Raw genomic sequence first — 16,860 nt, 5'->3', positions numbered from 1 at the left:
GGAATAGATTTGTTAAGAAATTCATTGACAGGCAAGCAGAAGAGCTTTTTGCGCTCCATGGGCCAGAAGTTGGAACCGGTGGTCATGATGGGCAAGGAAGGTGTTACGCCTACGGTAGTCGAAGCTGCCCGGGAAGCCATCAAGAAGCGTGAGCTGATCAAGGTGCGTGTGCTGCAGAACTGCATGGAAGAGCCGGAAGATGCCATCACGATGCTGGCCGAGCGTGCCGATGTGAACCTCGTGCAGATCATTGGCCGCAACGGTCTGCTGTTCAAGCGCAACTACGATAAGCCGAAAATCGAACTGCCGTAATATATCGGAGGCAAAAGCATGGGAACTGCCAGAGAGCGTTTGCGTGAGGCCAAACGCATTGTGGTCAAGGTGGGCACCAGTACCCTGACCCATGAAACAGGAAAACTCAATCTTCATCGCATTGACCTGCTGCTGCGGGAAATTGCGGATCTCAAGAATCAGGGCAAGGAAATGATTCTCGTATCTTCGGGAGCCATTGCCGCTGGCCTGGGAAAATTGGGGCTCGACAAGAAGCCGGACTCCATCCCGGAAAAGCAGGCGGTGGCGGCCATCGGGCAGGGCGTGCTCATGCATATCTATGAGAAGCTCTTTGCCGAGTACGGGCAGGTGATGGGACAGGTGCTGCTGACCAAGGAAAATTCTGTGCAGCATCATCAGTACATCCATTCCCGCAATTCACTTTTGGCCCAGCTCGCTATGGGCGCCATCCCGGTCATCAATGAAAACGATGCGGTGGCGGTGGACGAGATCAAGATTGGCGACAACGATAATCTGTCGGCCATGGTGGCCACTTTGGTGGATGCCGATGCCTTGATTATCCTGTCGGATATCGAGGGGCTTTATACCGCGAATCCGGCTACCCATCCGGAGGCGGAGCTGATCGCAGAGATTCCGGAAATCACGCCGGAGGTGGAAGCCATTGCAGGCGGTGCTGGTTCCAAGCTGGGAACGGGCGGCATGATGACCAAGATTCAGGCGGCGCAAATTGCCATGAGTGCCGGCGTCACGATGGTCATCGCCTCGGGCTCCCGGGAGAATGTGCTCCGGGATATTTTGAGCGGTCAGGCTCTGGGTACGGTGTTCCCCGCGCGGGAATCGCATCTGCGGGTGCGCAAGTCCTGGCTGGCCTTTGGCAAGCGTCTGGCCGGCGAGATCACGGTGGATGATGGCTGTGCCGCTGCCCTGCGGGAGAACGGTGCGAGCATTCTGGCTGCGGGCGTTACGGCCTGTGAGGGTGATTTTGCCGCCGGCAGCACCGTGCGGGTTTTGACGCAAAGCCAGCAGGAAATTGCCCGGGGCATCGTGAACTTTAAAGAAACGGATCTGCAGAGAATCCTCGGCCAGCAGACCGAGGATATCAGCAAGATTTTAGCTGGTGATGTACCTACAGAGGTCATTCATCGGGATAATATGGTATTGATGGTGTGATGTTTTTGTAGTACGGGAGGAATCAGTTTGGATATTCAGCGCGAAGTACGCAAAAAAGCAGAAGCCGCCAAGGCAGCTTCCTATAAGCTGGGCACGCTTTCGACAAAGGTGAAGAATGAAGCGTTGCTGGCCATGGCCCATGCCTTGGAACAGCGCAGCTCCATGATCCTGGAAGCCAATGCGCAGGATTTGGAAGAGGCGAGGGAAAAGGGCGTCAAGCGTTCCTATCTGGACCGGTTGATGCTCGATGAGAACCGCATTGCCGGTATGGCCGAAGGCCTGCGGCAGACGGCGGCGTTGCCGGACCCGATTGGCCTGGGCGACTATAGCACCGTGCGGCCCAATGGTCTCTCCATCCGCCGCGTGCGGGTGCCGCTGGGCGTGGTGGGCATCATCTATGAAGCCCGCCCCAATGTCACGGCGGATGCTTTGGCTCTTTGCCTGAAATCCGGCAATGCAGTCCTGCTGCGTGGCGGCAGTGAGGCCATTCGCTCGAATATCGCCATCAGTTCTTTGCTCGCAGAAGCTGCCTATACGCATGGTATCCCTGAGGGGGCTATCCAGTTCATCGATTTCACCGACCGTGAGGCCGTAGGTGTGATGACGCATCTGACTGGCCTCCTGGATGTGATTATCCCGCGCGGTGGTGCCGGCCTGATCAAACGCGTGGTAGAGGACAGCTCCGTACCCGTGATCGAAACAGGCACAGGTGTCTGCCATACCTTCGTGGATGCGAGTGCGGATCTGCAGATGGCTCTCGATATTGCCATCAATGCCAAGACCAGCCGTCCTTCGGTTTGCAATGCCATGGAAACCCTGCTGGTGCATCAGGACATTGCGGAAAAATTCCTGCCCATGCTCTATGAAGCCATGATGGCGAAAAAAGTCGAGCTGCGGGGGTGCGCGCAGGCTAAAGCCATCTGTCCGGAGATGCAGGCGGCAGAGGAAGCGGATTGGAGCACAGAATATGGTGATCTGATCCTTTCGGTGAAGGTGGTAGAGGATGTGTCAGCGGCGATTGAACATATCAACCGCTATAATACGGGGCATTCGGAAACCATCGTGACCAATGACCTCGTGAATGCGGCTCGCTTCCAGAAGGAAGTGGATGCGGCGGCGGTCTATGTCAACGCATCCACCCGTTTTACGGATGGTTTTGAATTCGGTTTCGGTGCAGAAATCGGCATCAGCACGCAGAAACTTCATGCCCGCGGGCCGATGGGGCTGATGGAGCTTACGAGCTGCAAATATCTGATCATGGGTGAGGGGCAGATTCGCTGATGTTTCATCTATCCGGGTATTACCGCACCCTGCGGCAATATCTCGCTACCCCTAAGGGGGCGCATGACAGCCGGGACTATGCCCGGGCGCTGCTGCTCATGTTGCTGACCATGGTTGTTGTTTGTCTGATTCTGTATTTTGTGGGATGGGTAAGCCTGTGAAGGAACGCATTGGCCTGATGGGGGGAACCTTTGATCCCATCCATCTGGCTCATCTGCATATTGCTGAAGAAGCCCGGGAGGCTTTTGCCCTGGACAGGGTACTCTTTATCCCGGCGGCGCAGCCGCCGCACAAGCAGGGACGCAGGATTGCCTCAGCCGCGCAGCGCATCCGGATGGTGGAGCTGGCTATTGCGGGCAATCCGCATTTTGCCATCGATCTGTTGGAAATGGAGCGCAAGGGGCCATCTTATTCCTGGCTGATGGTGCAGGAGATGCAGCAGCGGCAGGGAAAGGATGCAGAACTGTTCTTTATCACGGGTTCGGATTCCATCAATGACCTGCCCACCTGGAACCATCCGCGAGATTTGGTGGGAGCCTGCCAGTTTATCGGCACAACCCGGCCGGAGGTGCCTTTCGACGAGAAAGTGCTGCTGGATTATTTCGGCCCGGAACTGCGAAGCCGCATCCATGAACTGGCAGTGCCCATGATGGAGATTTCTTCCACGCTGATCCGGGAGCGGATTGCGGCAGGACGTTCCATCCGCTATTTATTGCCCGAGGCTGTGGCTGATTATATCGAAAAAGAAGGTTTGTACCAATGAGTTTTGCTATGAGCTATGAAGAGATGCAGCAACTTTTGCAGAAGAGTCTGAAGCCTGGCCGCTATGAACATTCTTTGGGGGTAGCGGAAACTGCGGTGTTTCTGGCCCGGCGTTTTGGTGTGGATGAACAGAAGGCCCGGGTGGCCGGTCTTCTGCATGACTGTGCCCGGGAATTCCGCAATGAGGACCTGATCTCCGAGGCCGAGAAGCGGCTGATTGTCGTGGAGCCATTGGAACGCCGGATGCCTTTGCTCCTGCATGCCTATGTCGGCTCCCGGCTGGTGGCAGAAAAGTATGGTGTCAATGACAATGATATTGAGCAGGCCATCTGGCGGCATACCGTGGGCGGACCACAGATGACAGAACTGGACAAGATCATCTGGTTTGCCGATATGATCGAGCCGCACCGGGATTATCCAGAAGTAGAGATGCTCAGAGGTCTTGCCCGGACAGCAGGTTTGGATGAGATGCTGTTGGTGGGACTGACGGAATCCATTGCCTTTGTTTTGCGCAAGGGCGGGCTGGTGCATCCGGCTACGGTCAATGCACGCAATGAAATTCTGCTGCAGAAATAGAAGGGCGAGCAGATGGGAAAAAAGGGAAATGACAAGGGTGGCAAGATAAATGTCACCCAGCAGAATATAAAATACAAACGAAAACTCTTGGCCCAGCGCCGGCGGCGGGCCAGGCTGCGCCTGCTGGTCCTGCTGGTTATGTCTGCAACCATATTGATGGGCGTGTTGTTTGCCGGTTATGCCCTGGTGTCACTGGGCTCGAAAATCCATCAGGAGTATCAGGCCATGTATGCGGGGTACACCCAAAGGCAGCAGGCCCGGCGCGGCACAGTTGATCCGCGTTTTGACGGCTATACCAATGTGCTGATCCTGGGGATTGATGAAGGTGTGGATGAAGATGGCGGTGAAGGCAAGCGGGCGGATGGCATTGTCGTAGCCAGCTTTGAGAATTCCACCGGCAAGCTGCGTTTCATCCATATCCCCGAGGATACCTGGGTGAACGTGGCGGGCAGCCAGCAGCAGATGAAGATCAAGAATCTCTATGCCATGGGGGGCGCCCCGCTGATGACGCGGCAGGTCAATGCGCTGCTGGGCGTTTCCATCCATCAGTATATGGTGTTGGATATGCGGGCCTTCAGCGAACTTATCGATGCCATTGGCGGCGTGGATATCTATGTGGAAGCGGATATGAATTACGATGATGCCGAGGGCGGCATCTCCATCCATCTGCCACGGGGATACCAGCATCTGGATGGCAACCAGGCCGTGCAATATCTGCGCTATCGCAGTGACGACCTGGATGATCTGGGGCGGATGCAGCGCCAGCAGCGTTTCTGCAAGGCAGTGTATCAGAATCTCCTGCAGTTCAGAACCCTGACGAAGTTGCCGGCCATCGCTGAGATCCTCAAGCAGCGGGTGGAGACCAGTGCGGAACTATTCGATTCCATGCATTTGGCCAATGTGCTGCGTCATCTGAGCAGCGTGCCGCCGGAAAGCATTATCCTGCCCGGGGCACCGGCAGCTGATGACGCATCTATCTGGGTGCTGGATGATGCTGCCACCGTCCAGCGGATGCAGGAACTTTTCCCGCCGGAAGATATAAACGAAGAAAAGCCTTCCCCTTGAGGGGAAGGTGGCACGCGAAGCGTGACGGATGAGGTGGAAACACCTGGATAATATGATTTGGAGGATTTACTATGACCATTGAAGAAATGAGCCAGGCCATCTGCAAGGCCGCCAGTGATAAAAAAGCCAGAGATATCGTAATTATGGATATGCGGGAACTGTCCCCGTCCACGGATTATTTCGTGGTCTGCTCGGCCAATACGGCCACCCAGGTGCGGGCTATTGCCGACAGCATCGAAGAGCAGCTGCAGGAAGCCGGTGTGGATTTCTTCCACAAGGAAGGCTACCGTGAAGGTGAATGGGTGCTGCTGGACTACGGTGATGTGGTTGCCCATGTATTTATGCAGGAAGCCCGCGAATACTACGCTTTGGAACAGCTCTGGGGCGATGCGAAACTGTCCGTTTATGAGGACTGATTGAGGACATTATGGAAGAACAGTCAAAAAGGAAATACGGCCCCAGCTCCGTAGCTACGCTGAAAGTTGTGCGCGAGTCGGAATTGGGTGCTTTTCTCGATGCGGAAACCGGCAATACCAATGATGATATCCTGCTGCACAAGAATCAGCAGACATCACCGGTGAAAATCGGCGATGAGGTGGAGGTGTTCCTCTATCTCGATCCAAACCGGAAGCTCACCGCCAGCATGCGGGTGCCGAAGATGCGGGAAGGACAGATTGCCCGTCTCAAGGTCATCAATGTAAGCAGGGATGGTGCCTTCGTTGACGTGGGCGCTGAGCGCGGTATCTTCATGCCCTATGCCGGTATGCGCGGCCGTCCCCAGATTGGCGAGGTGGTTTGGGCCAAGCTTTACACGGATAAGTCCGGGCGCCTGGCCGTGACCATGGAAGTGGAAGATGAAATGCGCCGGGCCTCCCAGCCTGCCAAGGGCGTGAAGAAGGGCCAGCTGGTCAAAGGGGCCATCTATAACTACACCGATGCCGGCGCTTTCCTGTTCAGTGAGGAGCGTTATATCGTCTTCATTGCCAATAAGGAAATGGATGAGCGCAACCGTCCCCGTGTCGGTCAGGTGGTCACCGCCCGTGTCACCTATATCCGTGATGATGGCCGCCTCAATGCTTCCCTGAAGGAATCCAAGGAAAAAGCCCTGATCACCGATGGGGAAAAGATTATGGAACTTCTGCGAAACCGTGATGGCAAAATGCCTTACAGTGATGAATCTTCGCCGGAAGTGATCCGGGACAAGTTCGGCATCTCCAAGGCGGCTTTCAAGCGCGCTTTGGGCCATTTGATCAAAGAGCAGAAGGTCTTTGAGGAAGACGGCTGGACCTATTTGAAATAATGCAGAATTTTTTTACGGCTTTGAAGGATTTTAACCCGCAAGGGCGAATAAGAAAGCTAGAGACAAAATTCGAATGGGATATTAAATAGATGGGGGCGAAGTAGATGGCAGCAGAAACGAGTGGCGATAAGAAAGGAATCTTGCTGGAGACCGGCACCAACGAGTTTGAAATTGTCGAGTTCAGCATTGGACAAGTTAACTATGGCATCAACGTAGCGAAGGTGCGGGAAGTAATCACCTGCCCGCCGGTGACGGCTATGCCACAGGCCCATCCTTATATCGATGGCCTGTTCACCCTGCGTGGCAAGGCAATTCCCTTGGTGAACCTGCCCCGCTGCCTGAATGTCCAGTCAAAGACCGAACCGCGCAATGTTATCGTAACGGAAATCAATAACTACAACATTGGCTTTTTGGTAGAGAATGTTTCACGTATTCACCGCATTTCCTGGAAGGATATGGAGCCGGCGCCGGAAGTGGGAGATCAGTCCCGTGTCGTTGGTATCATCAAGATGGAAGATCGCATTGTGCTGCTCATTGACTTTGAGACCATCATTGCGGAGATCAATCCTGAAATCAATGCGAAGCTCACAACTTTTGAAGAAGCAACCGAGGATGTGAAGTCCAAGCGTTCGGATGTGCATGTGGTGGTGGCAGAGGATTCGCCCATGCTGCGTGACCTGCTGGTTACGACTTTGCATGAGTCCGGCTATCGCTTTGTGCGTGACTTCGGCAACGGTCAGGACGCCTGGGATTATCTGCAGGGACTGGCTAAGAAGCCGGGCAAGATTGATGAGCATGTGGGGGTTATCATCTCCGATGTGGAGATGCCCAAGATGGATGGTCATCGCCTGCTGAAGCTGGTGCGTGAGGATGAGGTTCTGAATGGGGTTCCGCTGGTACTGTTCTCGTCTCTGATCAGTGATGAAATGCGCCTCAAGGGCGAGCAGCTCGGTGCCTCCGGCCAGATTGCCAAACCGGAGATCAACCAGTTGATTGGTCTGCTGGATAATCTGATTTTCGGCGTGCCCATCAAGGATCCCAATGCAGATGAAGTTTGACTAAGTTGATATGCAAAGACGCCCGGTGGCTGATAATACTTTCCTCCGCTTTGACAAAAAGCGCCAAACGCTGCGGAAAGCATCATCAGCCACCGGGCTTTGTGCGTGCAATTGCAGTGCGAGGCCTTCTGTAAAATCTGTTGCGGCACTGCTGTTCTTATGATAGAATAGGGAATGATTGAAGTTGTGAGCGAGGTAAAGTTTGATGAGAAGGTATACATTCCTGCTGCTGACGGCTTTTTTGTTGTTCATCTTAGTTGTAGCAGGTTCGGCATACTTTGCCGGAGCCGGGCATGAGGGGAAAATGCGGCCTTTGCGGGAAATCGTGGTTTACACGACCTTGCCGGCAGAACATGCCGCTATCTTGAATAATGCCTATGAAGCTTCCCATAATGTAAGGATAAATTTCGTGCCGCTGTCTTCCGGGGATGTGCTGAAGAAACTGCAGTCCCAGGCGGAAGCTGGCGAAGGCGGTGCGGCGGCTATGGTGCTGGCGGATAAGGATACGCTGGCCAAGGCTTCTGCGGCCGGTTATCTGACGCCTTACCTGTCCGAGGCCGGCGATCAGGTGCCGGAGAGTTTCCGCCAAAGCGATGGCTATTGGGTAGGGGTATGGTACGATCCGGTTGTGTTCTGTATGAACAGGGATTATCTCCTGACCTTGCCGCGGGTGCCGGATACCTGGAAGGAACTGGCAGCTCAGCCCAAGATGCGGGTGGGCATCACGGATTTCCTGGCGGCAGATGCGTCAGCCAATCTCTTTATGAGCATGTTGGCGCAGTTCGGGGATACAGCCACCTATGATATCTGGCGGCAGATTCATCCCAAGGTGGTGCAGTATGCCCGTTATCTTTCCAATCCGGTCCGGCAGGCGGGGATGGGGGAAGTGGATGTGGCTGTTGCGGTGGAAAGCGAAGCCATCCGCTATATGCAGGGGGGATATCCGCTGAAGATCGTCTATCCGGCTGATGGCACGGCGGCCATGGTTACGGGGACGGGAATCGTCTATAAGGCAAAACCGGCGGATGCCACGACAGCCAAAGAGTTTGCCGATTGGCTGCTTTCCGATGAGGCCCAGCAGGCCTTGCAGAAACAGGATTTCTACTTTGTGCCGACCAATCCCGGTACATTGGCTTATAAGTCCTTCGCCGGCAAGAATATGATTCTCTTTGATCAGCCCGTGAATTTCACGGACCAGCAAAGACATGATTTCCTGGACAAATGGGTGAAGGAAGTCCGTTTCAAGTAAATTAAGTTTTGCGTGTGTTGTTTTGCTATGCAGAGGGTGCAGCCTGTCCATACAGGCCGTATCCTCTTTCGTAATTAGAGCGTAGATATTTAGGAGGTATTTTTGTGAAAGCAGGCTTTATCAGTCTTGGCTGTTCCAAGAATCTGGTGGATACGGAAGTGATGCTGGGGGAATTGAAGAACCATGGCATTGAGCTGACCAATGATCCGGCGGAAGCCGATATTTTGATTGTCAACACTTGTGCCTTTATCCAGTCGGCTAAGGAAGAGTCCATTACCACGGTACTCAACATGGCCGATTATAAAGAATCGGGTCGCTGCCGCAGTCTGATTGTGGCAGGCTGCCTGGGCCAGCGCTATAAGCAGGAATTATTGGATGAACTGCCGGAAGCCGATGCTATCCTGGGCACCGGGGCCTGGGGGCGCATTATGGAGGCAGTGGAGGAAACTCTTAAGGGACGCCGGGTGGTCATTGCCGATGAGGATGAGGCCCTTTATGATGAAAAGACGCCCCGCATCCTGACTACGCCGGATTATACGGCCTATGTGAAGATCGCCGAAGGCTGCGACAATCGTTGTGCCTTCTGTGCCATCCCGCAGATCCGCGGCCGTTTCCGCAGCCGCAGGATTGAAGATATCTGCAAGGAAGTGGAGCATCTCACGGAGCAGGGTGTGCGGGAAGTTGTCTTTATCGCCCAGGACAGCACCAACTATGGCCGGGATATCTACAACCGTCCGGCCCTGGCTGAACTCTTGCGGGAAGTGGTCAAGGTGCCGAAGCTCAAATGGGTGCGTACCCTTTACTGCTATCCGAAGTTCTTCACCGATGAACTCATTGATGTCTATGCCACGGAACCCAAGGTCTGCAAGTATGTGGACCTGCCTCTGCAGCATGCTCATAATTCCGTGCTGAAATCCATGCATCGCCCGGACACCCAGGAGCAGATGATTACCCTGATCAAGAAGCTGCGGGAACGCATTCCGGGGGTTACGATTCGTTCCACGTTCATTGTTGGCTTCCCCGGGGAAACGGATGCACAGTATCAGACTCTGCGCAACTTCCTGATCGAGCAGCGCCTGGACAAGGTGGGCGTGTTCACCTATTCCCGTGAGGAAGATACGCCGGCTTATGATATGGAAAATCAGATTTCTGAAGAAGTCATGCAGGAACGCTATCATGACCTCATGAGCGTGCAGAGCAAGATTTCTGAGGAGGTCAATCAGAGCTTTGAGGGCAAGGTTATTGAAGTCCTGGTGGAAGGACGGGATGAGGAACAGCCGAATATCGCGGTAGGGCGCTCCTATCGCGAGGCACCTGAAGTTGATGGACAGGTATATATTGAAGGTGACAGCACCAGCAAGCCGGGAGACGTTATAAAAGTACGCGTGCTTCAGGGGTTCACCTATGATGTGGTGGGCGAGCCGGTAAACGAATAAAGTCTTTGTTCCTTTTCTTTGGCGCAAAGAAAAGGAACCGAAAAGAAAACGTAGCTGAAAATCCCATCACGGGATTTAAAGCCACCGGTGCCCCTCCTTGGGCACCGGGCAACGATATAGCACGATTTTATGCCTTCCCCTTGAGGGGAAGGTGCCCCGTAAGGGGCGGATGAGGTGGAATACCACTATCTTTACTTTTTATAGATTTTTTGGAGGAACTTTTTGAAACAGGAACTTAAAAACTTTGGTGAGATTGAACTGAGCCGTAAGGTGCTGCAGGCACTGCGGGAGATGGGGTTTGAGGAGCCTTCGCCGATTCAGGCGCAGACGATTCCACTTACCCTCGAAGGGCATGATGTGATTGGGCAGGCCCAGACGGGGACAGGGAAGACGGCGGCGTTTGGCATCCCTACGGTGGAGAAGATTGCCGAGAAATTCCATAAGGTGCAGGCGCTTATTCTCACGCCGACGCGGGAACTGGCGATCCAGACGGCGGAGGAGCTCAATAAGATCGGCAAGTTCAAGCGGGTGCGTACGCTGCCGATCTATGGCGGGCAGTCCATCGACCGGCAGATTCGCTCCTTGAAGCGCGGTGTGCATGCGGTTGTGGGTACGCCGGGGCGCCTGCTTGACCATCTGAACCGTGGCACGCTGGATTTGGAGAATGTGCAGACGTTAGTCTTGGATGAAGCCGATGAAATGCTGGATATGGGCTTTATTGATGATATCGAAAACATCATCAAGCAGATTCCTGACGGGCGGCAGACGCTTCTGTTCTCGGCGACGATGCCGGGGCCGATTGAAAAACTTTCCCGCCGCTATATGGAGCATCCCCAGCGCGTCACGATCACCAAAGAAAACCTCACAGTTCCTTTGATTGACCAGCTTTATTATGAGACGCGTGAGAAATTCGAAGGTCTTTGCCGGGTGCTGGATGTGGAGGAAACGGGCAAGCTCATTATCTTCTGCCGCACCAAGCGGGCGGTGGATGATCTGACGGCTTCCCTGGAGGCCCGCGGCTATTCCGCCGGCGGCCTGCATGGCGATCTGTCCCAGATCCAGCGTGACCGCGTGATGAAGCGTTTCCGCGAGGGTCGCATTGACATCCTGATTGCCACGGATGTGGCGGCTCGCGGTATTGATATCGACGATATCACCCATGTCATCAACTACGATATTCCCCAGGACCATGAATCCTATGTGCACCGCATTGGCCGTACGGGCCGTGCCGGCCGCAAAGGCGTGGCCATGACCTTTATCGAGCCGAAGGAATACCGTCAGCTGCGCCTGATCATGAAACTGGCCCATACGAAGATCCAGCGCAAGGAACTGCCGACGGCATCTGACCTGCTGGAACGGCAGAAGGATCTGGTGCAGGAACGTCTCGTGAAGACCTTGCAGCAGAATCACTATGATGATTACCATGAGATCATCTCGGATGTGGCAGCCGAAGGCTTCGATATGGTGGACATCGCAGCGGCTGCCCTGAAGCTGTCATTGGAAGGATTCAAGGACGAGAAGAGCGATGCGGATAATGGCTTTGGCGATACGGGCGGAGCACCGGGCATGGTACGTCTGTTCTTCAATATCGGCCGCAGCCAGAAGATCCGTCCGGCTGACATTGTCCGGGCGATTGCCGATGAAGCGGATATCCCAGGGGCGACCATCGGCGTCATCAATATCTACGACAAGTTCACCTTTGTGGAAGTGCCGGAGGATGTGGCTGAACGCGTCATGAGCACGATGCACCGCAATACGGTCAAGGGCTGGAAGGTAAATGTGGAACCGGCCCGCAAACGGTGATATAATAGGGCAATAGAGAAACAGGAATCCCAGCATAGCAGAACTAATGGAAAGAGGTAATGTACGATGACGAAAAAAACAAAGATTATCACAGCCTTAGGACTGATGGGAGTCCTTATGCTTGGCACGGGCATGCAGCAGACGGAGGCAAAGAAAAAAGCGGCGCCAAAGCCGGCGGTGACCACGGAAGCAAAAACAGCTCCGCAGGCAGTCAAAGCTGGTGAGGCGCAGCAGAACAGCTATGTTTACACCAGCAGCAAGTATGGCTATACCATCAATTGCCCCAAGAAGCCAAATGTGATTCCGGCCAGCGAGCTTTATGAAGGCAAGCAGGGCGAGGTTTTGATTTTTGACAACGAGGGTTACAATATCAAGAATGCCTGGGTAATCATCAAGGATGCCTTTGATGATGCCAAGATGCCGGATCTTAATACCATTGATGAAGCCGCAGCCAAAAGTTATCTGAATGGGCTGATGACCACCAATGGTTACGAGGGCATCATGCTGATCAATCGCAATGCCAAGGACAAGGCAATTTACGCGATTACGGCCAAAGAGGTGGAGATTGATACCGATGGTGATGGCAAGCCGGATGTGACGGCTAAGGCTGATGCCCAGATGGCGGTGACTTTCTTCCGCGGCAACAAGGGCGGCCGTTATTCCGTACAGCTGATTGATAACCCCAATCTGCGCAGTGAGGCAATCGCTGCTTTCCAGAAGGGCGTTGTAAGCTTTACCGAAAAATAAGCAGGAAATTCGGCAGGACTTTTTTAAGGTTCTGCCGAATTTTATTTATGTTTAGAGAAAATACGGCGCAGGCCATTGGGGGATATAACTATGAGGGAAAGCAGGACAATAGGTATAGCAGTCTTGACTGGCATTATGATGGCAGGGGGCTTCAGCTGGGGAGAAGCGGCTGTTTCCACGGTGGATTCGCAGGAATTATTCCATTCGCAGTTGGTGAAGGAGAGCAAAGGGAATTCTAATGCCCAACAGGCTGCCCGGGCTGTGGATGATGCAGTGCGCAACCTGCCGGAACTCAATTCCCGTCTGCATTGGTCGGCGGTGAAGACGCCGGAACAGCTGGCCGAAGAGGAGAAAGCGGCCCAGCGGCAGAAAAAAGCTGTTCCTATCATCATTACAGCTGCGGATATCGATAGGGAGCGCAAGGCGAAGAAGCGGGGAGAGAAGACGGATATCCCAGCTATCATAACGCCTCAGCCTCTGGAGCCTGCCGTCAGACCGGCTCCGAAGCCGGCCCCGGTCAAACCGGCAGAGCCGCAGCCACAGATACAGACGGAGGTAGACCTGCAGATACAGCCCGTCCAGCCTGCCCCTACACCTTTGCCAGCGCAGACTGCAGAGGTGGTGGAACTGCCGCCAGTACAGCCGGTGGGCCAGGTGTTGTCTCAAGGTGTGGAAACAGTGGAACTGGAAATAGAAAAACTGCCTCAGAGCAAGGTGGAGGATGCCATTGTAGAATCCACCAGCATCGAACTGAACGTCAGTGAGTTCAGCGGCAATGACACGGTGGAACTGCCGCCCATAGAACCAGTTCGGTAACAAAGCCTTCCCTGCGGGGAAGGTTTTTTAAACGTATTTTAATTTGTTTTTTTCCGGATAAATGATATACTAAAGTTGAGCAGCGTGTTGCGGATAAGGAGGAAGCCGCCATGGGAGAATTTACGTTTACCGTTGAGAAGCAATGTCCGATCTGCGGAGAATCAACCCGCGTGGTGAAGACAAAATCCAAGCTCAGTGTGGAACGCACCGATGAAGATTTCTGCGTCCACTACAAGGGGTTCAATCCTTATCTTTACAAGATCTGGTTCTGTGAGAAATGCGGTTATGCCGCTGATGAGAAGACCTTTTTGGGCTCTATGCCTGTAGTACATAAGAGGAAGATCAAGGAATTTCTGGATAAGAAAAAACTGGGTATGGAATTTGTGGAGGTACGGCGGGTGCCGGATGCGGTGGCGGCATATAAGCTGGCTATTTTTTATGCAGAGATGACGGATCAGCCGCTGGCCAAACAGGCCGGGATGTATTTGGGGCTGGCTTGGATCTATCGCTACTCAGCAGAGAAAGATAAAGAGATGGAGATGTTGCAGCAGGCAGCGGATCTCTATGATAAATCTCTGATGACGGAACGTTATCCCCAGAATGGCATGAGCGATGATATGGCCTTGTATCTTGTGGGGGCGATTTATGTCCGGATGCAGAATTACGAAAAGGCTACCCAGTATATTTCCCGCCTGATTGGTGATCAGGGGCTGAGGGAAAGGGATATCCATCTTTATAAGCAGGCGCGGGATCTATGGCAGACCATCCGCGAGGACAAGGAGGATGCTAAGTGATTGATTTACCAGCACACTTTCAGGAACAGCTGGCAAAAATTGACTGGTCAAAGGTGCAGGAAAAAGTAGCCGACTATGGGCCGGCTTTGCGTGTCATCAAAGAAACATGGGATAAAGAAACCCTGGCCGAAATCAGCCAGGGTAATCTCTTTGTTTCAGATGATGTGCTCAATGAGGCCTTGGCTAAAAATATCAAAGAGGGCGGCCCGGCAAAGTCTGTGAAGCTGAAATCAGCGGCGGATGGCAGTCTGGCCATCACGGTGGACACGGTTAAGTTTGGGCCGGTGGAACTCAATGGGCAGGTGCAGGAATTTGTCCACAATGGAGATAAATCCTGCATGGTCTATAAGGTACGCCAGCGGAACATTCCCAACCATGGGCTGATGTCCTGGGTGTTCTCCCGGGTGTCACTGGCTATGGCCCAGCGCATGGTGGGCAGTGTACAGCTCAGTGAGGACGTGCCGGTGACCATTAAGCACAATACAGTGACGATTGACTATAGCAAGGTCTTGGCATCATCCCAGCTGGGCAGGACCATGTTTCATGGCCATCGTCTGTTGGACGTGGTGGAGATTGAGAAAGCTGTGCCTAAGGAGGGCGGCATCATGTTCCAGACGAAACTCAATGTACCGGATGATGTGAAGGACGATCTGCGCGCAATATTGCCGCAGCAGGGAAAATAAGCGAAGGGAGCGGTTTTTTGTACAAGCGGCTGTTCATGCTTGTAATGGTATCCATGGTGATGCTGGGGGCTATGCCACAGGGGCAGGCTCGCCATAAAGATGTGCAAGTAGAAAAGATTCTTTATATTCCTCATGATAACCGGCCCATTTCTGATAAACAGACTGCGGAAGTGGCGGAAAAACTCGGCTATGAGGTGATTGTTCCTCCAGATGAGCTGTTGGGCAACCGGGAAGATCTGGGGCATCCCGGTGCGTTGTGGGATTGGCTGACGGTTCATTCGGCAGATGCCAAGGCTGCAGTCATATCCTCGGACTCCCTGCTCTATGGCAGTCTGGTGGGATCCCGCAAACATGAATACAGCAAGGAAGAGGTGCTGGAGCGGGCGGCAAAGTTCAAGCAGTTCCGCAAGGAAAATCCCAAACTGCCTGTCTATGTTTTCGGTTCGATCATGCGCACGCCCCGGAACGGTGAAGCTTCCGGTCATGAGGAACCGGCCTACTACCGCAATTACGGTGCCGATATCTTCCGTTATACGGTGCTGGAGGATAAGGAAGAGGTAGAAGGCCTTTCCCGTCGGGAACAGAAGGAGAAGGCTTTCCTGACAGAGCTTATTCCCAGGAAGGATCTGCAGGATTGGCTGGGACGCCGGGAAAAGAACTTTGCAGCTAATAAGGAGCTCATCAATCTTTCCCGTAAAAAGGTGTTTGATTATCTGGCTTTGGGTCGTGATGACAATGCGCCTTATTCGCGGACACATCTGGAAAGCCGTCATCTGGCAGAAGCGGGCAAGGATCTGGACAAGACACGGTTCCAGGCCATGGCTGGCATTGATGAGACGGGGATACTGCTTTTGACACGGGCCATCAATAATCTGAAAAAAGAGGTGCCCTTTGTCTACACCAAGTATAATTGGGGCAGAGGGGAATTTACAGTACCGGCTTACTCGGACGAGAAGATCAGTGCCTCCATCGCGTCGGCCATCACGGCGGCGGGCGGCATGCCTGTGACCAGCCCGGAACGGGCGGATCTGGTGCTGATGGTAAACACAAATCCCAACGGCAAGACCTATGAGGCCAATGACAGGTCAAATGATGGGGATGATCGGGAAGGTACGAAATACTTTGCCGATCTGGTCAGCGAATATGTGGACAAGGGGTATCCGGTAGGCATTGCGGATATTGCCTATGCCAATGGCAGTGATAATGCGCTGATGGAGGAACTCAAAAAGCGCAGCCTGCTCTTCAAGCTGAAGGCCTATGCCGGTTGGAACACGCCCACTAACAGCACCGGCTTTGCCATCGGTGAGGGCATGCTGACGCAGAAGATGAAGCGGGCTGATGTGGATGCCCTGCTGCTGACGCGCTATCTGGATGATTGGGCCTATCAGGCCAATGTCCGCAATACCATTGCCCGCCAGCTTTCCTGGCTGCGGGGAGATGGCGTCTATGGCAGCCTCGATGCCAAGAAGGAAGCGGTGTCACAACGCACCCAGACCATGCTGCGCCGCTTTATTGACAGCAATCTGCCGCATTTGACCACGTTGGAAGATATCGAAGTTTATTTTCCCTGGAATCGGATGTTTGAAGCGGATATCCGGCATAGTGAACATAAAGAAATTCATTTTTTCAAGTAACGGAAACCTTCCCTGCGGGGAAGGTTTTTTACGTGTAAAGAAAAGAAATTGGGAAGAAATATAGGCGTTTTTCTTGTCGCTAAGAATATACAATAATAAATTGTCTGAAATATGTAAATTTCCTCTTGCATTTACTGGGAAACGTGATATTATGTAAACCATGAAACAAAAGTGCTTTTTTTCACAATTATAAGT

18 protein-coding genes are annotated in these 16,860 nt (G+C 53.4%); all 18 read left to right on the top strand.

All coding sequences use genetic code 11. From position 1 onward, the window contains the following. The first annotated feature begins 9 nt into the window (after positions 1-9). The 18 genes from yhbY (at position 10) to SELR_RS11715 (ending at position 16,665) form a co-directional block, all read left to right on the top strand. Complete coding sequence (gene yhbY / locus SELR_RS11795) at positions 10-312, top strand: ribosome assembly RNA-binding protein YhbY (protein WP_014425456.1); 303 nt, start codon at positions 10-12, stop codon at positions 310-312. A gap of 18 nt (positions 313-330) precedes the next feature. Then, a complete protein-coding gene (gene proB, locus SELR_RS11790) occupies positions 331-1,461 on the top strand; it encodes a glutamate 5-kinase (protein ID WP_014425455.1) in 1,131 nt (376 codons plus the stop codon). Positions 1,462-1,488: 27 nt separating this feature from the next. Then, complete coding sequence (locus SELR_RS11785; protein WP_014425454.1) at positions 1,489-2,742, top strand: glutamate-5-semialdehyde dehydrogenase; 1,254 nt, start codon at positions 1,489-1,491, stop codon at positions 2,740-2,742. Next, positions 2,742-2,903 carry a hypothetical protein gene (locus SELR_RS19060; protein WP_014425453.1) on the top strand — a complete coding sequence of 54 codons (162 nt, stop codon included), beginning with the start codon at positions 2,742-2,744 and terminating at the stop codon, positions 2,901-2,903. Before SELR_RS11785 ends, SELR_RS19060 begins: the two co-directional genes overlap by 1 nt. Further along, a complete protein-coding gene (nadD, locus tag SELR_RS11780; RefSeq protein ID WP_014425452.1) occupies positions 2,900-3,505 on the top strand; it encodes a nicotinate-nucleotide adenylyltransferase in 606 nt (201 codons plus the stop codon). Before SELR_RS19060 ends, nadD begins: the two co-directional genes overlap by 4 nt. After that, positions 3,502-4,080, top strand: coding sequence for a bis(5'-nucleosyl)-tetraphosphatase (symmetrical) YqeK (gene yqeK, locus SELR_RS11775; protein ID WP_014425451.1), 579 nt, complete (start codon positions 3,502-3,504; stop codon positions 4,078-4,080). The genes nadD and yqeK overlap by 4 nt, the downstream gene beginning before the upstream one ends. 12 nt (positions 4,081-4,092) lie before the next feature. Next, positions 4,093-5,145, top strand: coding sequence for an LCP family protein (locus SELR_RS11770; RefSeq protein ID WP_014425450.1), 1,053 nt, complete (start codon positions 4,093-4,095; stop codon positions 5,143-5,145). A 71-nt stretch (positions 5,146-5,216) separates the two neighbouring features. Next, positions 5,217-5,561: a ribosome silencing factor gene (gene rsfS, locus SELR_RS11765; RefSeq protein WP_014425449.1), complete on the top strand. Its 345-nt coding sequence runs from the start codon at positions 5,217-5,219 to the stop codon at positions 5,559-5,561. 11 nt (positions 5,562-5,572) lie between these two features. Further along, complete coding sequence (locus SELR_RS11760; protein ID WP_014425448.1) at positions 5,573-6,445, top strand: CvfB family protein; 873 nt, start codon at positions 5,573-5,575, stop codon at positions 6,443-6,445. A gap of 104 nt (positions 6,446-6,549) precedes the next feature. Beyond that, positions 6,550-7,503, top strand: coding sequence for a chemotaxis protein (locus SELR_RS11755; protein WP_014425447.1), 954 nt, complete (start codon positions 6,550-6,552; stop codon positions 7,501-7,503). 205 nt (positions 7,504-7,708) lie between these two features. Beyond that, positions 7,709-8,752 carry an ABC transporter substrate-binding protein gene (locus SELR_RS11750; protein ID WP_014425446.1) on the top strand — a complete coding sequence of 348 codons (1,044 nt, stop codon included), beginning with the start codon at positions 7,709-7,711 and terminating at the stop codon, positions 8,750-8,752. Positions 8,753-8,856: 104 nt separating this feature from the next. Next, entirely contained in the window at positions 8,857-10,188 is a 1,332-nt protein-coding gene (gene rimO, locus SELR_RS11745) for a 30S ribosomal protein S12 methylthiotransferase RimO (protein ID WP_014425445.1), read from the top strand. 222 nt (positions 10,189-10,410) lie between these two features. Then, positions 10,411-11,991 (top strand): DEAD/DEAH box helicase, encoded by a 1,581-nt coding sequence (locus SELR_RS11740; protein ID WP_014425444.1) that lies wholly within the window; start codon positions 10,411-10,413, stop codon positions 11,989-11,991. A 66-nt stretch (positions 11,992-12,057) separates the two neighbouring features. Continuing rightward, positions 12,058-12,738: a hypothetical protein gene (locus SELR_RS11735; RefSeq protein WP_014425443.1), complete on the top strand. Its 681-nt coding sequence runs from the start codon at positions 12,058-12,060 to the stop codon at positions 12,736-12,738. A 90-nt stretch (positions 12,739-12,828) separates the two neighbouring features. Next, the gene (locus SELR_RS11730) at positions 12,829-13,554 is read left to right on the top strand and encodes a hypothetical protein (RefSeq protein ID WP_014425442.1); all 726 of its coding nucleotides are present in this window, start codon (positions 12,829-12,831) and stop codon (positions 13,552-13,554) included. Positions 13,555-13,664: 110 nt separating this feature from the next. Continuing rightward, entirely contained in the window at positions 13,665-14,348 is a 684-nt protein-coding gene (locus tag SELR_RS11725; RefSeq protein WP_014425441.1) for a DUF2225 domain-containing protein, read from the top strand. Further along, positions 14,345-15,031 carry a hypothetical protein gene (locus SELR_RS11720; protein WP_014425440.1) on the top strand — a complete coding sequence of 229 codons (687 nt, stop codon included), beginning with the start codon at positions 14,345-14,347 and terminating at the stop codon, positions 15,029-15,031. Before SELR_RS11725 ends, SELR_RS11720 begins: the two co-directional genes overlap by 4 nt. A gap of 35 nt (positions 15,032-15,066) precedes the next feature. Beyond that, positions 15,067-16,665, top strand: coding sequence for a DUF4127 family protein (locus tag SELR_RS11715; RefSeq protein ID WP_419789604.1), 1,599 nt, complete (start codon positions 15,067-15,069; stop codon positions 16,663-16,665). The last annotated feature ends 195 nt before the right edge of the window (positions 16,666-16,860 follow it).

This window comes from Selenomonas ruminantium subsp. lactilytica TAM6421 (assembly GCF_000284095.1).
Lineage (GTDB): Bacteria > Bacillota > Negativicutes > Selenomonadales > Selenomonadaceae > Selenomonas_A > Selenomonas_A lactilytica.
Note: the sequence above shows the minus strand (reverse complement) of the source record. Positions and strands in the feature narration are given on the sequence as shown.